This is a genomic window from Variovorax saccharolyticus (assembly GCF_030316765.1).
GTDB classification, from domain to species: Bacteria; Pseudomonadota; Gammaproteobacteria; order Burkholderiales; family Burkholderiaceae_C; genus Variovorax; species Variovorax saccharolyticus.
Window position 1 is genome coordinate 369,251 of the sequence record NZ_JASZYT010000007.1, and the last position, 16,687, is coordinate 385,937.

At 67.6% G+C, this 16,687-nt stretch carries 16 protein-coding genes; 7 read left to right on the top strand and 9 right to left on the bottom strand.

What is annotated here, in order from left to right; genetic code table 11:
• Position 1: 1 nt before the first annotated feature.
• Positions 2-1,027, bottom strand: a complete 1,026-nt coding sequence (locus QTI45_RS22495; RefSeq protein WP_286655953.1) for an RluA family pseudouridine synthase — start codon at positions 1,025-1,027, stop codon at positions 2-4.
• A gap of 14 nt (positions 1,028-1,041) precedes the next feature.
• Between QTI45_RS22495 and QTI45_RS22500 the strand changes: the two genes are divergently transcribed.
• Positions 1,042-1,851 (top strand): outer membrane protein assembly factor BamD, encoded by an 810-nt coding sequence (locus tag QTI45_RS22500; RefSeq protein ID WP_286368178.1) that lies wholly within the window; start codon positions 1,042-1,044, stop codon positions 1,849-1,851.
• A 12-nt stretch (positions 1,852-1,863) separates the two neighbouring features.
• On the opposite strand, the gene yoaA is transcribed toward QTI45_RS22500, so the two are convergent.
• Positions 1,864-3,891, bottom strand: coding sequence for a DNA repair helicase YoaA (gene yoaA, locus QTI45_RS22505; RefSeq protein WP_286655954.1), 2,028 nt, complete (start codon positions 3,889-3,891; stop codon positions 1,864-1,866).
• On the bottom strand, positions 3,891-4,094 hold the full coding sequence (locus QTI45_RS22510; protein ID WP_286368180.1) for a DUF465 domain-containing protein: 204 nt from the start codon (positions 4,092-4,094) through the stop codon (positions 3,891-3,893). The genes yoaA and QTI45_RS22510 overlap by 1 nt, the downstream gene beginning before the upstream one ends.
• Before the next feature lie 125 nt (positions 4,095-4,219).
• Between QTI45_RS22510 and QTI45_RS22515 the strand changes: the two genes are divergently transcribed.
• Positions 4,220-4,990, top strand: a complete 771-nt coding sequence (locus QTI45_RS22515; RefSeq protein WP_286368181.1) for a PP2C family protein-serine/threonine phosphatase — start codon at positions 4,220-4,222, stop codon at positions 4,988-4,990.
• A 21-nt stretch (positions 4,991-5,011) separates the two neighbouring features.
• On the opposite strand, the gene QTI45_RS22520 is transcribed toward QTI45_RS22515, so the two are convergent.
• From QTI45_RS22520 to QTI45_RS22540, 5 genes are all read right to left on the bottom strand, one after another.
• Positions 5,012-5,671 (bottom strand): hypothetical protein, encoded by a 660-nt coding sequence (locus tag QTI45_RS22520; RefSeq protein WP_286655955.1) that lies wholly within the window; start codon positions 5,669-5,671, stop codon positions 5,012-5,014.
• Positions 5,668-6,768, bottom strand: coding sequence for a cell division protein ZapE (zapE, locus tag QTI45_RS22525; RefSeq protein WP_286368183.1), 1,101 nt, complete (start codon positions 6,766-6,768; stop codon positions 5,668-5,670). The genes QTI45_RS22520 and zapE overlap by 4 nt, the downstream gene beginning before the upstream one ends.
• 4 nt (positions 6,769-6,772) lie before the next feature.
• Positions 6,773-8,203: a dihydrolipoyl dehydrogenase gene (gene lpdA / locus QTI45_RS22530; RefSeq protein WP_286655956.1), complete on the bottom strand. Its 1,431-nt coding sequence runs from the start codon at positions 8,201-8,203 to the stop codon at positions 6,773-6,775.
• Between the two features lie 10 nt (positions 8,204-8,213).
• Entirely contained in the window at positions 8,214-9,488 is a 1,275-nt protein-coding gene (odhB, locus tag QTI45_RS22535) for a 2-oxoglutarate dehydrogenase complex dihydrolipoyllysine-residue succinyltransferase (protein ID WP_286655957.1), read from the bottom strand.
• A 62-nt stretch (positions 9,489-9,550) separates the two neighbouring features.
• Positions 9,551-12,433 (bottom strand): 2-oxoglutarate dehydrogenase E1 component, encoded by a 2,883-nt coding sequence (locus QTI45_RS22540; protein ID WP_286655958.1) that lies wholly within the window; start codon positions 12,431-12,433, stop codon positions 9,551-9,553.
• 281 nt (positions 12,434-12,714) lie between these two features.
• Between QTI45_RS22540 and QTI45_RS22545 the strand changes: the two genes are divergently transcribed.
• A complete protein-coding gene (locus QTI45_RS22545) occupies positions 12,715-13,170 on the top strand; it encodes a hypothetical protein (RefSeq protein ID WP_286655959.1) in 456 nt (151 codons plus the stop codon).
• A gap of 50 nt (positions 13,171-13,220) precedes the next feature.
• Here the strand turns inward: QTI45_RS22545 and QTI45_RS22550 are convergent, their stop codons facing one another.
• A complete protein-coding gene (locus tag QTI45_RS22550; RefSeq protein ID WP_286655960.1) occupies positions 13,221-13,427 on the bottom strand; it encodes a hypothetical protein in 207 nt (68 codons plus the stop codon).
• 260 nt (positions 13,428-13,687) lie between these two features.
• On the opposite strand from QTI45_RS22550, the gene QTI45_RS22555 reads away from it, so the two are divergent.
• The 4 genes from QTI45_RS22555 (at position 13,688) to QTI45_RS22570 (ending at position 16,591) form a co-directional block, all read left to right on the top strand.
• The gene (locus QTI45_RS22555) at positions 13,688-13,861 is read left to right on the top strand and encodes a DUF3606 domain-containing protein (protein ID WP_286655961.1); all 174 of its coding nucleotides are present in this window, start codon (positions 13,688-13,690) and stop codon (positions 13,859-13,861) included.
• A gap of 2 nt (positions 13,862-13,863) precedes the next feature.
• Positions 13,864-14,760, top strand: a complete 897-nt coding sequence (gene ku, locus QTI45_RS22560) for a non-homologous end joining protein Ku (protein ID WP_286655962.1) — start codon at positions 13,864-13,866, stop codon at positions 14,758-14,760.
• Between the two features lie 83 nt (positions 14,761-14,843).
• Complete coding sequence (gene ku / locus QTI45_RS22565) at positions 14,844-15,755, top strand: non-homologous end joining protein Ku (RefSeq protein WP_286655963.1); 912 nt, start codon at positions 14,844-14,846, stop codon at positions 15,753-15,755.
• Between the two features lie 26 nt (positions 15,756-15,781).
• Entirely contained in the window at positions 15,782-16,591 is an 810-nt protein-coding gene (locus QTI45_RS22570; RefSeq protein WP_286655964.1) for a tetratricopeptide repeat protein, read from the top strand.
• Positions 16,592-16,687 lie beyond the last annotated feature (96 nt).

Below are 16,687 nucleotides of genomic sequence, written 5' to 3' on the forward strand. Positions count from 1 at the left end.
GTCATCCGGGATTGTAATCCAGCCCCCACTCGGAGAAACCCTGAAGCAGATCCGGCGGCGGCGGCGATCGAAACTCCATCGGCTCCCCTGTCACCGGATGCGCGAATCCCAGCCTGAAGGCATGCAGCGCCTGCCGCGTCAGGCCGGCCGCCGGCGCACCGCCGTAGAGCGTGTCGCCGACCAGCGGATGACCGATGGACGCCATGTGCACGCGGATCTGGTGGGTGCGGCCGGTTTCGAGCGTACAGCGCACTGTGCAGCCCTGTTCGTTGCTGTCGAGCGCCTCGATCAGCGTGCGCGCCAGCTTGCCCGAATGACGCTCCAGATCGACCACCGCCATGCGCAGCCGGTTGCGCGGATCGCGCCCGATCGGGGCATCGACATGGCGCGCGCGGGCGCCCTGCCAGCTCCGGTGGGCGAGCGCCAGGTACTGCCGCTTGACCTCCCGTGCCGCGATCAGCGCCACCAGGGCATCCATCGTCTGGCGGCTGCGCGCCACCACCATCAGTCCGCTGGTGTCGCGGTCGAGCCGGTGCACGATGCCGGCGCGCGGCAGCAGGGCCGCCCGCGGATCGAGCGCCAGCAGGCCGTTGAGCAGGGTCCCGCTCCAGTGGCCGGGGGCCGGATGCACCACCAACCCGACCGGCTTGTCGATGATCCGCAGGTGATCGTCCTCGTACACCACCCGCAGGTCCATGGGCTCGGCCTTGAAGGCCTGGCTTTGCGGCGTCGGCCGCAGCTCGATGCGCCCGGCCTCGCCGGCATGCACCGTGGCGGAGGCCTTGGTGAGCACCCGCCCCTGGATCTCGACCATCCCGGCTTCGATCAGCTGCTGCAGGTAGCTGCGCGAGAATTCCGGCACCAGCGCCGCCAGTGCACGGTCGAGCCGCTGGCCATGTTCGGCCGGCCCGATCAGGAAATCCCGGACTTCGCTCGCGGCGGAGAGCTCGGCGCCCTCCTCGTGCTCGGCCGCCTCCGGGGCGTCCGCCAGGGGGTCGGTCGATATAATCGGGGGCAACTGTTTCACGAAAGCCTTATCTGATGTTTCGCGCCAAATTATCGGTCGTCCCCGGCTGGCTGGCCCTGTGCGCCACGGCCTGGCTGGTGGCCGGCTGCTCGACGACCGAAGCCGACAAGACCGCGAACTGGAGCCCGAACCGCATCTACTCCGAAGCCAAGGACGAAACGAACTCGGGCGCCTACGACAAGGCCGTGCCCCTGCTCGAGAAGCTCGAGGGCCGCGCCGCCGGCACGCCGCTGGCCCAGCAGGCCCAGCTCGACAAGGCCTACGCCCAATGGAAGGCCGGCGACAAGGTGCCGGCCATCGCCACCCTCGATCGCTTCATGAAGCTCCACCCGGCCAGTCCGGCGATCGACTACGCGCTCTATCTGAAGGGCGTGATCAACTTCAACGACGACCTCGGCATGTTCGCGTGGATGACGCGCCAGGACCTGTCCGAACGCGACCAGAAGGCGGCCAAGGAATCCTTCGAGTCGTTCAAGGAACTGATCACCCGCTTCCCCGAGTCGCGCTACACGCCGGATGCGCGGCTGCGCATGAACTACATCGTCAACTCGCTGGCGCAGTACGAAGTGCACGTGGCGCGCTACTACTACACCCGCGGCGCCTACCTGGCGGCCATCAACCGCGCGCAGCTGGCGCTGGCGGACTACCGCGAAGTGCCGGCGCTCGAAGAGGCGCTGTACATCATGTACTTGTCCTACGACAAGCTCGGCATGAACGACCTGCGCGACGACACCCAGCGCGTGCTGACCAAGAACTACCCGCAGAGCGAGTACCTGTCGCGCGGTTTCCGCGCCAAGGACGATCCGTGGTGGAAGCTCTGGTAAGCGGTCGGCCGGTCAGTCGCGCGTAGGCGGCACGAGCGCGGCGATCTCGGCGTCCAGCTCGGCTTCGCCCTCGATCCTTCGCATCGGCGGCAGCGCCGCCAGCAGGCGCTTGCCGTAGCCCATCGCGACCAGCCGCGTGTCGCAGATCACCAGCACGCCCCGGTCGGATTCGCGCCGGATCAGCCGGCCCGCGCCCTGCTTGAGCGACACCGCAGCCTCCGGCAGCGAGTAGTCGCCGAAGGCGCTTCGGCCCTGCGACTCGAGACGCTGCGATCGTGCCTCGACCAGCGGGTCATTGGGTGGCGGGAACGGCAGCTTGTCGATCACCACCAGCTGCAGCGCGTCGCCCGGGGCGTCGAAGCCCTCCCAGAACGAGGCCGAGGCCACCAGCACGCAGCCTGCCCGCCCGGCGCTGGCGCCTTCGCGAAAGCGGTCCATCAGCACCCGCTTGGGCAACTCGCCCTGGACCAGCACCTCGGGGCGCTCGCCCGACTCCAGACGTTCGAATTGCGCCTTCATCGCGTCACCGATGGTCCGCAGCGCGCGCAGCGTGGTGGTCAGCACCAGCGTGCGTCCGCCGAGGGCAGCGGCGCCGCGAGCCGCCAGCAGCGCCACCTGCTGGCTGTGCGCAGGGTCGTTCGGCTTCGGAAAGGCGCGCGGCACGTAGAGCGCGGCCTGCTGCGCATAGTCGAAGGGGCTCTGCACGCGCAGCACTTCGGCTTCTTCGAGGCCACAGGGCTCGGTGAACCAGCGCAGCTTCGGGTCGTCGCCCAGCGTCGCCGAGGTGAACACCCAGGCGCGGCCCTCCTCCACGGGCTCGGACTCGGACCCGGCCGCAGCGGATGACTTGAGCACGCGGGTGCGCACCGCCTCGGCGATGTCCAGCGGCGACTCGACCAGCCGCAGCTGCGAGCCGACGTCGACCCAGCGCACCGAGCCGATCGCACAGGGCTCGGCGAAGCGCTCGGCGCGCTGCGCCAGCTGCTGGGCGCGGTCGTGCAGGCGGACGAAATCGGGCGACAGTTCGCTCACCGTGTCGAGCCCGCGCGCAGCGCCCGCGAAGGCCTCCTGCAGGGCATCGAGCGCCTGCTGCCAGTCGGGGCCGGGAACCCCTTCGGGCGCCTCGCCCGCCCAGCGCAGCTTGGCGCCCGGCCACTGCTTGCCGACCGCCAGGCGCAGCTCGCGGGCGCCGCGCTCGACCGCGGCCGCCAGCTGCTGCCAGTCGACCAGGCCGCGCGCCTGCTGCAGGCCGGCTGCCAGCAGGTCGCGCGCGAAGTCCAAGGCCTGCCCGGTGCCGATCTGGACGCCGAGAAACTGCACACCGGTCTCGTTGAGCTGGTGCGCCTCGTCGAACACCACCACGCGCACGCTCGGCAGCAGTTCCGCCATGCCCGACTCGCGCACCGCGAGATCGGCAAAGAAAAGGTGGTGGTTGATCACCACCACGTCCGCCGCCATGGCCTCGCGCCGCGCCAGGTTCACGTGGCAGGGCTTGAACTGCGGGCATTGGGCACCGAGGCAGTTCTCGCGCGTGGAAGTGACCAGCGGGATCAGCGGCGAGCGCTCGTCCAGCCCCGGCAGCTCGGCCAGGTCGCCGGTGCGCGTGGCCTTGGACCATTGCTCGATCTTGGCCAGCGTACGCAGCGAACCGCGCTCGGGCAGCGAGGCGTCGTGGCGTGCGAGCTCGAGCCGGTGCAGGCAGAGGTAGCTGGCTCGGCCCTTGAGCAGCGCCGTGCGCACCGGCAGGCCCAGCGCCGCAACCAGCCGCGGCAGGTCGCGGCCGAAGAGTTGGTCTTGCAGCGTCTTGGTGGCGGTCGACAGCAGCACCCGCTCGCCGCTCAGCAGCGCCGGCACCAGGTAGGAGAAGGTCTTGCCGACGCCGGTTCCGGCCTCGACCACGAGCTGGCCGCCGTTCGTGATGGTGCGCGCGACCGCGACCGCCATCTCGGTCTGGCCGTCGCGCTCCCGGAACTGGTCGGCCGCATGCGAGAGCACCCCGCCCTGCGCGAAGACCTCGCGCACCTCTTGTTCGAGCGCCATCAGGCGGGCTCTTGCGGGTCGAGCAGGTCGACCAGGCGCGCGATCTGGTCGCGCAGGGCCAGCCGCCTTTTCTTCAGGCGGCGCAGCAGCAGCTCGTCCTGCGGCACGACATCGCCGAGACGGTCGATGGTGGCATCGAGGTCGGCATGCTCGATCCGCAGTTCGATCAGCTGGCGGGAAAATGAGTGAAGATTGGAGTCCAAGGGGGCGCAGTAGGGAAAGCGATGCCGCGGCGGTCCGGCCGCGGCTTGTGTTCGCTCGATAATACGTCTTCGCTCCGTTTGCAACCTCATCCTCAACGACCGCGCCATCGGCGCAACCGCGCCACATGACCCGAGGCTTTCGACTCGCTGCAGCCACCGGCCTCCACAAGGGAGATCGCCCCTACCAGCAGGACCAGGTCCTGGTCATCACCCATCCGCGCGTGGCGGGCTGCGTGCTGGCGGTCGTGGCCGACGGCATGGGCGGGCGCAGCGGCGGCCGCAAGGCCTCCGACCAGGTGCTGCTGACCGCTCGCCAATTGTTCTCCCGCTACAAGCCGGGGCGCGACGAGCCGGTCGGCATGCTGCGCCAGCTGCTCGAGGACGCACACACCGTGATCAAGCTCACGGCGGTGTCCAGCGAACAGGAGCCCCACAGCACGCTCGCCGCCTTCCTCATGAACCCCGAAGGCGACTGCGCCTGGATCCACGCCGGCGACTCGCGCATCTATCACTTCCACGAAGGCCGGCTGATCAAGCGCACCAAGGACCATTCCTATGTGCAGGTGCTGGTCGATCGCGGCGAGATCGACGAGGACGAGGCCAGCGTCCACCCCCAGGGCAACATCCTGCTCGGCTGCCTCGGCATGAAGTCGACGCCGCCGCCGGTCGATGTCCACCTGATCCCGCGACTCAAGGCCGGCGACGTGCTGATGGCCTGCAGCGACGGCCTGTGGCACTACTTCAGCCCGATCGAGATGGGCGAACTGCTGGCCGCGAAGCCACCGCGCGAGGCCGTCGAACTGCTGGTGGCCGAAGCCCGCAGGCGCGCCCATGGCGGCGGCGACAACATCTCGATCGTCGTCGTGAAGCTGGAAGACCTCCCGAAGGAGGATTGAGAGCCCCCCGGGCCGCGCTGATCAGGGCGCGGCCGAACGCTCCGGGTCCGGCAAGGGTGCCGAACGCGGCTTGGTCTTGGCGGCATTGCGGCGCTCGTTCTCGGCGCGCTGCTGCTCGGCCCGCTGCAGCTTTTCATCGTAGGCCTGCCGGGCCGCCGGAGCCTCCGCGCGGCGACGCGCCGCCTTCTCCTGCTCTTGGGCGTGCGCCCGCTGCTTGTCGTCGAACTGGCGCTGCTTGTCGGCCGCCTCGGCGGCCGCCTGGGCGCGGCCGGCCGCATGGTCGGCGGCGCGCTGCTCGCGCTCCTGCTGCGACTTGACCGACTGCTCGCGCTCTGCATCGGCCTCCTTGGAGCGGGCGCTGCTGCCCTTCTCTTCGAGCTTGTCGAGCGCGGCGGCGCCGCGGCGCTTGCGTTCGAATTCGTTGATCGCCGCCTCCTGGCGCTTGATGTCGTCGGTGGCGAGCCGGCGCCGGCGCCGGCTGTCTTCCAGGCAGCCCTCGACCGCGAACTTCTTGTAGCAGGCGGCCCGCTCGGCGTCGTAGCGCTCGCTGATCACCTTGCGCTCGGCGCTCAGCCGCGCCCGTTCGGCGTCGAGGTCGGCGCCGCCGGTGGTCGCGCCCGACTGCGCCCACAGGGGCGCAGCAGCGAGACCGATCAGCAGGGCAAGGACGATGTTCTTCATGTCAGGCGGGTGTCGACGGTGCGGCGTTCCAGCGCCAGGAATTCGGCCGACTGCATCTCGTTGAGACGCGACACGGTGCGGGGAAACTCGTGGGCCAGAGGACCCTCGGTGTACAACGCCTCGGGCGCCACTTCGGCGGACATGATCAGCTTCACGCGACGATCGTAGAACACGTCGACCAACCAGGTGAAACGACGTGCTTCAGAGGCCATGCGGACCGGCATGTAGGGCACGTCGGACAGCAGCACGGTATGGAACTGGGTCGCGATCTCCAGATAGTCGTTCTGCGAGCGAGGGCCGCCGCAGAGCGTCTTGAAGTCGAACCACACCACGCCGCCGGCCTTGCGCCGGGCGTGGATCTCGCGCGACTCGATGTGCAGCACCGGGTTTTCGTCGGCGCTTTCCGCCAGCCGCTCGAAGGCCTTGCGCATCTCCTTGTCGGCCGCCGCGCCGTTGGGCGTGAGGTAGAGCCGCACCTGCTCGAGCGTGCGGCGCCGGTAGTCGGTGCCGTTGTCGACGCTGAGCACCTCCAGCCGCTGGTTCAGCAAGGCGATGGCCGGCAGGATGCGGTCACGGTGCAAGCCCCCCGGATAGAGATCGTCGGGCTTGAAATTGGAGGTGGTGACGAAGCCCACGCCGTTGTCGAACAGCGCCGCCAGCAGCCGATGCAAGATCATCGCATCGGTGATGTCGGACACGTGGAACTCGTCGAAGCAGATCAGCCTGTAGCGCTTGGAGATCCGCAGGCCGAGTTCGTCGAGCGGATTGACCGTGCCCTGCAGATCCGCCAGTTCGCGGTGCACCTCGCGCATGAACTCGTGGAAGTGCAGGCGCGTCTTGCGCCTGAGCGGGACCGCGTTGTAGAAGCAGTCCATCAGGAAGCTCTTGCCGCGCCCGACGCCACCGTACATGTAGACCCCGCGCGGGATCTCGGGCCGGTTGATCAGTTTCTTGAAGGCGTTCGAGCGCTGCGCCTTGTACTCGCCCCACTCCCGCGCGCAGCGGTCGAGGGCCTCGACGGCGCGCAACTGCGCGGGGTCACTTTGATAACCCCGCGCAACCAGCTCGGCGTCGTACGCTTGCCTGACGGTCGTCACGTACTCAGAAGTTCAGCGTACGCTTGTCGACGGCGAGCGCAGCTTCCTTGGTGGCTTCCGACAGCGACGGGTGGGCATGGCAGATGCGTGCGATGTCTTCCGCGCTGGCCTTGAACTCCATCGCCACCACGGCTTCGGAGATCAGCTCGCTCACCATCGGGCCGACCATGTGGACGCCGAGGATCTCGTCGGTGGCCGCGTCGGCCAGGAACTTGACCATGCCGGTGGTGTCGCCCAACGCGCGCGCCCGCCCGTTCGCGAGGAACGGGAAGGTGCCGGCCTTGTAGGCGCGGCCGCTGGCCTTGAGCTGCTGCTCGGTCTGGCCGACCCAGGCGATTTCCGGGGAGGTATAGATCACCCAGGGAATCGTGTTGAAGTTGACGTGCCCATGCTGGCCGGCCATGCGTTCGGCCACCGCCACGCCCTCTTCCTCGGCCTTGTGCGCGAGCATCGGGCCACGCACCACGTCGCCGATGGCCCAGACGCCGGGCAGGTTGGTGCGGCACTCTTCGTCGACCTCGATGGCGCCGCGATCGTCGAGCTTCAGGCCCACGGCTTCGGCGTTGAGGCCGATGGTGTTGGGCACGCGGCCGATCGAGACGATCAGCTTGTCGACCTCAAGCGACTGCGCGCCGCCCTTGGCATCGGTGTAGGCGATCGAGACGCCCTTCTTGCCCGACTTGACCTCGCCGACCTTGACGCCGAGCTCGATCTTGAGGTTCTGCTTGGTGAAGGCCTTGAGCGCCTCCTTGGCGATCTGCTCGTCGACCGCGCCGAGGAAAGTCGGCAGTGCTTCGAGCACCGTGACCTCGGCACCGAGGCGGCGCCAGACCGAGCCCATCTCGAGGCCGATCACGCCGGAGCCGATCAGCGCCAGCTTCTTCGGCACGGCGCCGATGCGCAGCGCGCCGTCGTTCGAGAGGATGTTCTCCTCGTCGAACGGCGCACCCGGCAAGGGACGCGCGTTGGAGCCGGTCGCGACGATGACCTGCTTGGCCGTGATGCTCTCTTCGGCAGCGCCCTCGACCTTGATCTCGTAGCCGGCGTCGGAGGCCTTCACGAAGGAGCCGCGGCCATGGAAGAACGCGACCTTGTTCTTCTTGAACAGGTAGACGATGCCGTCGTTGTTCTGCTTCACGACAGTGTCCTTGCGGGACAGCATCTTGGCGACATCGAGGCCCAGGCCCTCGACCTTGATGCCATGGTCGGCGAAGCTGTGGCCAGCGTGCTCGTAGTGCTCGGAGGACTGCAGCAGCGCCTTCGAGGGGATGCAGCCGATGTTGGTGCAGGTGCCGCCGAGTGCCGGACCGCCCTTGGCGTTCTTCCACTCGTCGATGCAGGCCACGTTGAAGCCGAGCTGTGCCGCGCGGATCGCAGCCACATAGCCGCCGGGGCCGCCGCCGATGACGACGACGTCGAATTGCTTTTCAGACATCCGGTGCTCCTCAGATGTCGAACAGGAGGCGCGACGGATCTTCCAGCGCTTCCTTCATGGCGACCAGGCCCAGCACGGCTTCGCGGCCGTCGATGATGCGGTGGTCGTAGCTCATCGCGAGGTAGTTCATCGGACGCACCACGACCTGGCCGTTCTCGACCACTGCGCGGTCCTTGGTCGCGTGCACGCCCAGGATGGCCGACTGCGGCGGGTTGATGATCGGGGTCGACAGCATCGAGCCGAAGGTGCCGCCGTTGGAGATCGAGAAGGTGCCGCCGGTCATCTCTTCGATGCCCAGCTTGCCGTCCTTGGCCTTCTGGCCGAACTCGGCGATCTTCTTCTCGATGTCGGCGAAGCTCATCTGGTCGGCGTTGCGCAGGATCGGCACCACCAGGCCGCGCGGCGAACCGACCGCGATGCCGATGTCGAAGTAGCCGTGGTAGACGATGTCGTTGCCGTCGACCGAGGCGTTGATCACCGGGTACTTCTTGAGCGCATGCACAGCGGCCTTCACGAAGAAGCTCATGAAGCCGATCTTGACGCCGTGCTCCTTGGTGAACGCGTCCTGGAACTTCTTGCGCATCTCCATGACCGGGGCCATGTTGACTTCGTTGAACGTGGTCAGGATCGCGTTGCTCGACTGCGATTGCAGCAGGCGCTCGGCGATGCGCGCGCGCAGGCGGCTCATCGGCACGCGCTCTTCCGGACGGTCGCCGAGGTCGGGCGCGCGGGTCGGCGCAGCAACCTGCGGCAGCGCCGCCTTGGGCGCGCCGGTCGGCACCGGCACGGGTGCAGCCACCTTCGCGGTGGTGCCGGCCGCCACGGCGCCGAGCACGTCGCCCTTGGTGACGCGGCCATCGCGGCCGGTGCCGGCAACGTCGCCGGTGCTCAACTTGTTGTCCGCCAGCAGCTTGGCGGCCGCCGGCATGGCGACGTCGGACTTCGAACCGCCGGTGGCAGCGGCTGCGGCCGCAGCCGGCGCGGGGGCCGCGGCCGGCGCGGCGGCCGGTGCAGCGGCGGCAGGCGCGGCGGCGCCGGCCTTGCCCTCGGTGTCGATGCGGGCGATCAACTGCTCGGCGATCACGGTGGCACCGTCGCCCTGGACGATCTCGGCCAGCACGCCCGCCGCGGGGGCCGGCACTTCGAGCACGACCTTGTCGGTCTCGATCTCGATCAGGATTTCATCGATGGCGACGGCATCGCCGGCCTTCTTCTTCCACTGCAGCATGGTGGCTTCGGCCACGGACTCGGACAACTGGGGGACTTTGACTTCTACGATGGACATTTCTATGTGCTCGCTTCGTGTTTCTTTGGAGTTGGGTCAGAGCGCTCTCGGCGCTCTTTTGTTTACTTGGTCAGCACGAAGCCTTTGAGCTTGCCGAACGCGCCGTCGACCAGCGCCTTCTGCTGTTCCTGATGGAGATGCGAGTAGCCGACCGCAGGCGATGCCGAAGCGGCACGGCCCGAGTAGCCGAGCTTCTGGCCTTCCTGCATGTTCTCGTGGATGTAGTGCTGCACGAAGAACCAGGCACCCTGGTTCTGCGGCTCGTCCTGCGCCCAGACCACATCGACCAGATTCGGGTACTTCTTGAGCTCGGCGCCGAAGGCCTTGTGCGGGAACGGATAGAGCTGTTCGACGCGGATGATCGCGACGTCGTCGATGCCCTTCTCCTCGCGCTTCTTGGCCAGGTCGTAGTAGACCTTGCCCGAGCAGGCGACGACGCGCTTGACCTTGTCGGCCTTCAGTTCCTTGTTGTCCGGAATGACGGTCTGGAAGGCGCCCTTGGTGAACTCGGACAGCGGCGAGGTCGCGTCCTTGTTACGCAGCAGCGACTTCGGCGTCATGATGATCAACGGCTTGCGCAGGTTGCGCACCATCTGGCGGCGCAGCACGTGGAAGATCTGGCTCGCCGTGGTCGGCTGCACCACCTGCATGTTGGTGTCGGCCGCCAATTGCATGAAGCGCTCCAGGCGCGCCGAGCTGTGCTCGGGGCCCTGGCCTTCGTAGCCGTGCGGCAGCATCAGCGTGATGCCGTTGACGCGGCCCCACTTGACCTCGCCCGAGGCGATGAACTGGTCGATCACGACTTGCGCGCCGTTCACGAAGTCGCCGAACTGCGCTTCCCAGATCACCAGCGTGTTGGGGTCGTTCGAGGCGTAGCCATATTCGAAGGCCAGCACCGCTTCTTCGGACAGGATCGAGTCGATGACGACGAAGGGAGCCTGGTTGTCGGCCACGTTCTGCAGCGGCACGTAGGTGCCTTCGTCGAACTTCTCGCGGTTCTGGTCGTGCAGCACGGCATGGCGGTGCGTGAAGGTGCCGCGACCGCTGTCTTCGCCCGAGAGGCGAACCGGATAGCCGCTCGCCACCAGCGAGGCGAAGGCCATGTGCTCGCCCATGCCCCAGTCGACGTTGACGTCGCCACGGCCCATCGCGGCGCGGTCGTCGAGCACCTTCTTGACCAGCGGATGCACCGTGAAGCCTTCGGGCGCCTTCGTGATGCGCTCGGCCAGCCGCTTCCATTCGGCGGTCGGAATCGCGGTGTCGCCGGCGTCGGTCCACTTCTTGTTGAGGAAGGGGCTCCAGTCGACCGCGTACTTGCTCTTGAAGTTGGTGAGCACCGGGTCGGAGGTGTTCTTGCCGGCATCGAAGGCGGCGCGCTGGGCCTTGACCATGTCGTCGCCGAGCGTGGCGCCCAGGCCCTGGGCCGCCAGCTTGTCGGCATACAGCCTGCGCGTGCCGGGATGCTGGGCGATCTTCTTGTACATCAGCGGCTGGGTCAGCGCGGGCGTGTCCTGCTCGTTGTGGCCGAGCTTGCGGAAGCAGATGATGTCGACCACCACGTCCTTCTGGAATTCCATGCGGAACTCGAGAGCGAGCTGGGTGGCCAGCACCACGGCTTCGGGGTCGTCGCCGTTCACGTGCAGCACCGGCGCCTCGATCATCTTGACGATGTCGGTGCAATACAGCGTCGAGCGGCTGTCGCGCGGGTCGCTGGTGGTGAAACCGATCTGGTTGTTGATCACGATGTGCACCGTGCCGCCCGTGGAATAGCCACGGGTCTCGGCCAGCGCCAGCGTTTCCATCACGACGCCCTGGCCCGCGAAGGCGGCGTCGCCGTGCACGATCACCGGCAGCACCTGCTTGCCGAGCGGGTCGGCGCGGCGGTCCATGCGCGCGCGCACCGAGCCTTCGACCACCGGGTTCACGATTTCGAGGTGCGAGGGGTTGAATGCCAGGCTCAGGTGGACCGGGCCGCCGCCCGTGGTCACGTCGGAGCTGAAGCCCTGGTGGTACTTGACGTCGCCGCTGGGCAGGTCTTCAGGGGCCGTGTGGTCGAACTCGGCGAACAGGTCGGCCGGCAGCTTGCCGAGCGAATTGACCAGCACGTTGAGGCGGCCGCGGTGGGCCATGCCGATCACGATTTCCTGCACGCCGGCGATGCCGGCCTGGTTGATCAGCTCGTCCATCGCGACGATGAAGCTCTCGCCGCCTTCGAGCGAGAAGCGCTTCTGGCCGACGTACTTGGTGTGCAGGAAACGCTCGAGGCCTTCGGCGGCGGTGAGCCGCTCGAGCACGCGCTTCTTCTGCTCGGCACCCAGTTGCGGATTGGTGCGCGCGCTCTCGAGCTTCTGCTGCCACCAGCGCTTCTGGCCCTGGTCGGTCATGTACATGTACTCGGCGCCGATGGTGCCGCAGTAGGTCTCGCGCAGCGCATTCAGCAGATCGCGCAGCGACATCGTCTCCTTGCCGAAGAAGGTGTTGCTGGTGTTGAACACCGTCTCGAGGTCGGCATCGGCGAAGCCGTAGAACGAAGGCTCGAGCTCGGGGATCGCCGGACGCTCGGTGCGCTTGAGCGGGTCGAGGTCGGCCCAGCGGGCGCCGACGTTGCGGTAGGCGGCGATCAGCTGCTGGACGGCGGTGCGCTTGCGGCCGAGTTCGGAGTCGGCGCCGCTGGCCACCACGACCTTGGTGGTGCCCTGCTTGGCGCGCTCGGCGAAGGCGTTGACCACCGGCAGGTGGGGCACGTCCTTGGCGTTGCTGCCGTCGGTGGCGGGCACGTTCTGGAGCGCGTCGAAATACGCACGCCAGTTGTCGGGCACGCTGCCGGGGTTCGAGAGGTAGTTTTCGTACATCTCTTCGACATAGGGCGCATTGCCGCCGAAGAGGTAGGTGTTGCCTTGGTAGGCGCTGTAGACGGAAGAACCCGTCGACGAGGAATCGCTCATATTCCGCTGACCTTCGCTTCCCTGAAGGAAGCACTAGCTGGTTAAGAAACCTTCCGCGACACGGCTGGACCGATTGGCGGATGCGACTGTGGCTGGGGAAGGGCCTGAGTACACCCAGGATTGTGCCATGCCAGCTATCTGGAGGCGCACCCGGACTTTCTCAATGCGCGATTGCACTTGTGTCGAACCGTGCATAGCTCTGTGCACCGCCCCCTGGGCGGCGCAGCCGCGAGCGCATAATCGCATGCCCATGCCGCTCGAGCGGACACGCAAGGAACTGCATGTCTCCCAACGCGTCGATCCATGCCATTCTCGGTGCCGTGTCGCTTTGCGCGGTGCTGATCGCGCAGGCCGCCCCTGCGGGCGCGCCTCCTCCGGTCATCTCGGGCCCGGTCGAGACCGACCCGTACGGCGGGGTTCTGCAATCGACCCTCATCCCCGAAGGCCCCGAGGCGCCAGCACTGCCCGAACCCTCTCCGACGCCCTCCTCGACGCCATCCGCCGGCCAGACGCCGGTCGAAGAGGCCGGCCCCGGCGCAGCGATCTACAGCCCATTCGCCAGTCTGCCGCGCGACCATCGGTCGACGCCGCCGGTTGCCGCGACCGCGGCCGAGCGCAGCGAGAGCACCGACCTGACGCTCGCCCTGACGCTGTCGGTGGCCGGCGTGGCGGCGCTCGGTTGCTGCTGGGTGGTGGTCGGACTGCGGGGTGATCGAGGCTCCGGCCCGTCGAAATAAAGTCAGGCGACGGTCAGCATTCCCAACCTGCCGCTGGTCGCCGGGTTCGCTCAGCGAATCGTCGACAGCCTGCCGAAGGCCGTGCCGCAACCCATGCTGGTCGAGCATTCCCTCACCAGCGCGGCCGAGCGCGTGGCATGGTCCGCCATGCGGTCGTTCAGGGGCTTCCAGTTGCGGCACAGCGGCATCACCAGCAGCCAGGCCACCGCCATCACGGCGGTGGCGACCACGATCAGTATCCATTGCGCGATTTCCATCATCGACCTCCTCGTCGTTCGGGTGCTGCGAGTCTGCCCGGTCTGGCGGTCCAGGGGCATACGCCATCTGGTGAACGCCGTGAACTTGCACACGCTTGCGCGCGGACGGATTTCACGCTGAGCGGCTAATCTTCATGCACCTGCAGCCCAGGCAGTGCGGCGGCGGCGCATCGGCGCCGTCCTGCACGAAGACGGAGGCTTTTCCGCCAAGCCGGCGCCCGGGCGGCTGCCAAGCTCTTCCCACCGTTTTGGAGAGAGCGATGGCCGAAGACCTCAAAGCCCCTGATTCCCAGCGTCCGATCGACGTCAACCGGGTCGACGAAGTGCAGTACTGGTGCGAACGCCTTGGCGTCAGCGAGCACGCGCTGCGGCAGGCAGTGGCCGATGTCGGCGCCTCTGCCGAGCAGGTCGCGGTGCACCTCGGCAAAGGCTGAGCATGGTCACGCGCTCCGCCGCCAGGACGCTCTGGAAGGGCGCGATCACCTTCGGCCTGGTCCACATCCCGATCGGCCTGCACCCCGCCAGCAGCGAGCAGGGTATCGATTTCGACTGGCTGGACCGGCGCAGCATGGACCCGGTGGGCTACAAGCGCATCAACAAGAAGACCGGCAAGGAGATCGACAGGAAGGACATCGTCAAGGGCGTCGAATACGAGGACGGCAAATACGCCATCGTCTCGCCGCAGGAGATCGAATCGGCCTATCCGCGCACCACCCAGACGATCGAGATCCTGCGTTTCGTGAACGCGGGCGAGATCCCTTTCGTCTACCTCGAACGCCCCTACTACGTGGCACCGAGCAACCGCGGGCAGAAGGTCTATGCCCTGCTGCGGGAAGCCCTCCTCAAGACCGGCAAGGTCGGTCTCGCCAAGGTGGTGATCGCGACCCGGCAGCACCTGGCCGTGCTGGTGCCGTCCGGCCGCGCGCTGGTGCTCAACCTGATGCGCTGGGGCGACGAAGTCCGCAGCATGGAAGGGCTCGATCTGCCGCCGGAAGGCACCAGGGGCGCGAAGATCAGCGCCGCCGAGATGAAGATGGCCGAGCAACTGGTGAAGGACATGACGGGCCCCTGGGAGCCGGATGAATTCAAGGACGAGTTCAAGCGGCAGGTCATGAAGCTGGTCGATCGCAAGGTCGAGGCCGGCGACACCGAGACCGTCGTCGAACCCGAGGAGGAAGCGCCCGCGGCCGGGGCCAGGATCCTCGACCTGACCGAATTGCTGGCGCGCAGCCTCAAGGGCGGCAAGGCCGCAGGGACCCGGACGGCTGCCAAGGCAACCGCGAAGAAGACCGCAGGCAAGAGGCCTGCGAGCAAGGCGCGAAAGCGTGCCTGAAACATGCGGCCCCTTCTCGAAGCCTCTGGAAAGTGGCATTCTGCGCACCCCGGGTGTCCGTCGCACCCGCGTTGGAGATAGGCATGGCAGCTCGTTCGATCGCGTCCCTGTCGCTGGGCTTCGGCCTGGTTTCCATTCCGGTCAAGCTGTACTCGGCGACCGAAAGCAGCGGCACGGTCCGGTTCAACCTGCTGGCCAGGGACGGCTCCCGGGTCAAGCAGCAATACGTCTCCGAGAAGGACCCGAGCACGGTCGTTCCGCGCTCCGAGATGGTCAAAGGCTACGAATTCGAGAAGGATCGCTACGTGCTCTTCACGCCCGACGAACTGAAGGCGGTCGAGGAAAGCGCGAGCCACGCGATCGAGATCGTGAGCTTCATCCCCGAGAAGGCGGTCGACCCGATCTACTACGACAAGGCCTACTTCCTCGCCCCCGACAAGCGCGGCGCGAAGTCGTACTCACTGCTGCGAGCCGCGATGCAGCAGAGCGGGCGCTGCGCCCTCGCCAAATGGGCCTGGAAAGGCAAGCAGTACGTGGTCCAGGTCCGGGCGGCCGAGGACGGCCTGGTGCTGCAGCAGTTGCTCTATGCCGACGAGGTCCGGTCGCTGAAGGAACTCGAGATCGAGCAGGTCGCGCCTTCCGACGCCGAAGTGAAGCTGGCGCTGCAACTGATCGACCAGATCGCGCAGGACAGCTACGACCCGACGCAGTACGTCGACGAGGAGAAGCAGCGCATCCTGGCCGCGATCGACGCCAAGATCGCCGGCAAGCAGGTGGTCGCCGCCGAGGCCCGCGAATCCGAATCGGGCGGCCAGATCATCGACCTCACCGAGATGCTGCGTGCCAGCCTGGCCCGCGGTGGCCAGCGCGCGGCCGCCGGCAAGCCGACCGAGAAGGTCACGCCGCTGGCGTCGAAGGAACGCAAGGGCGTCAAGCGGGCCACCTCGAAGCCGCCCGAAGTCGCGGCGCCGGCGCGTGCGCGGTCCAGGAAGTGAACGCGCCGCCGGAGGCTCCGCACACCTTGCGCGGTATCCAGGAGATGCTGGGCCTGTCCCGCAGCGCGGTCTCCAGGCTGATCGCCCACGGCTTCGTCAGCCCCTCGCGCGGGCCGCGCAATGAATATCGCTTCTCGTTTCGCGACGTCGTTCTGCTGCGCACGGCCCACAGGCTTCAACAGGCCGACATCCCGACGCGCAAGATCGTCCGGGCGCTGCAGCGCCTCAAGGCCACGCTGCCGGCCGAACTGCCGCTGAGCGGGCTGCGGATCACGGCCATCGGCAGCGAGATCGCCGTACACGAACGCGAGAGCCGCTGGGAGGCGGAGTCGGGCCAGTTGCTGATGGATTTCGACGTTGCGCCGGTGCGCGGTGCGGTCGCCTTCGTCGAACGCGGACCGGCCGAGGCGCCGGCCCTGGTCGAGTCATCGGCCGAGCTCCTGTTCGCACGGGCCGAGGCCCTCGAGGCCAGCGATCCCGGCGCCGCCGAGCGAAGCTACCGGCGACTGCTCGACATCGCGCCGGCACACGCCGACGGCTACCTCAACCTGGGCGCCTTGCTGTGCGAATCGGGCCGCTGCGCAGAGGCCGTGGCGCTCTACGACACGGCCCTCGGGCACTGCCCCGATACCGCGTTGCTGCACTTCAACCGCGCAGTGGCACTCGAAGACCTCGAGCGCTTGCGCGATGCGCTGCTGGCCTACGACCGTTGCCTCACGCTCGACCCCCGGCTCGGCGACGCGCACTTCAACGTGGCGCGGCTTCACGACCATCTCGGCGACAAGCAGAAGGCGATTCGGCATTTCAGCGCCTACCGGCGTCTTCAAGACAAATAAACGGTTCTGGCTATTTCGACCGGGAAATCGCCATTGAGAACTATTGGCCGAACTCGTGGGGGCAAGCCGTTGCCCGGGCCCGACGATGTGACCGAC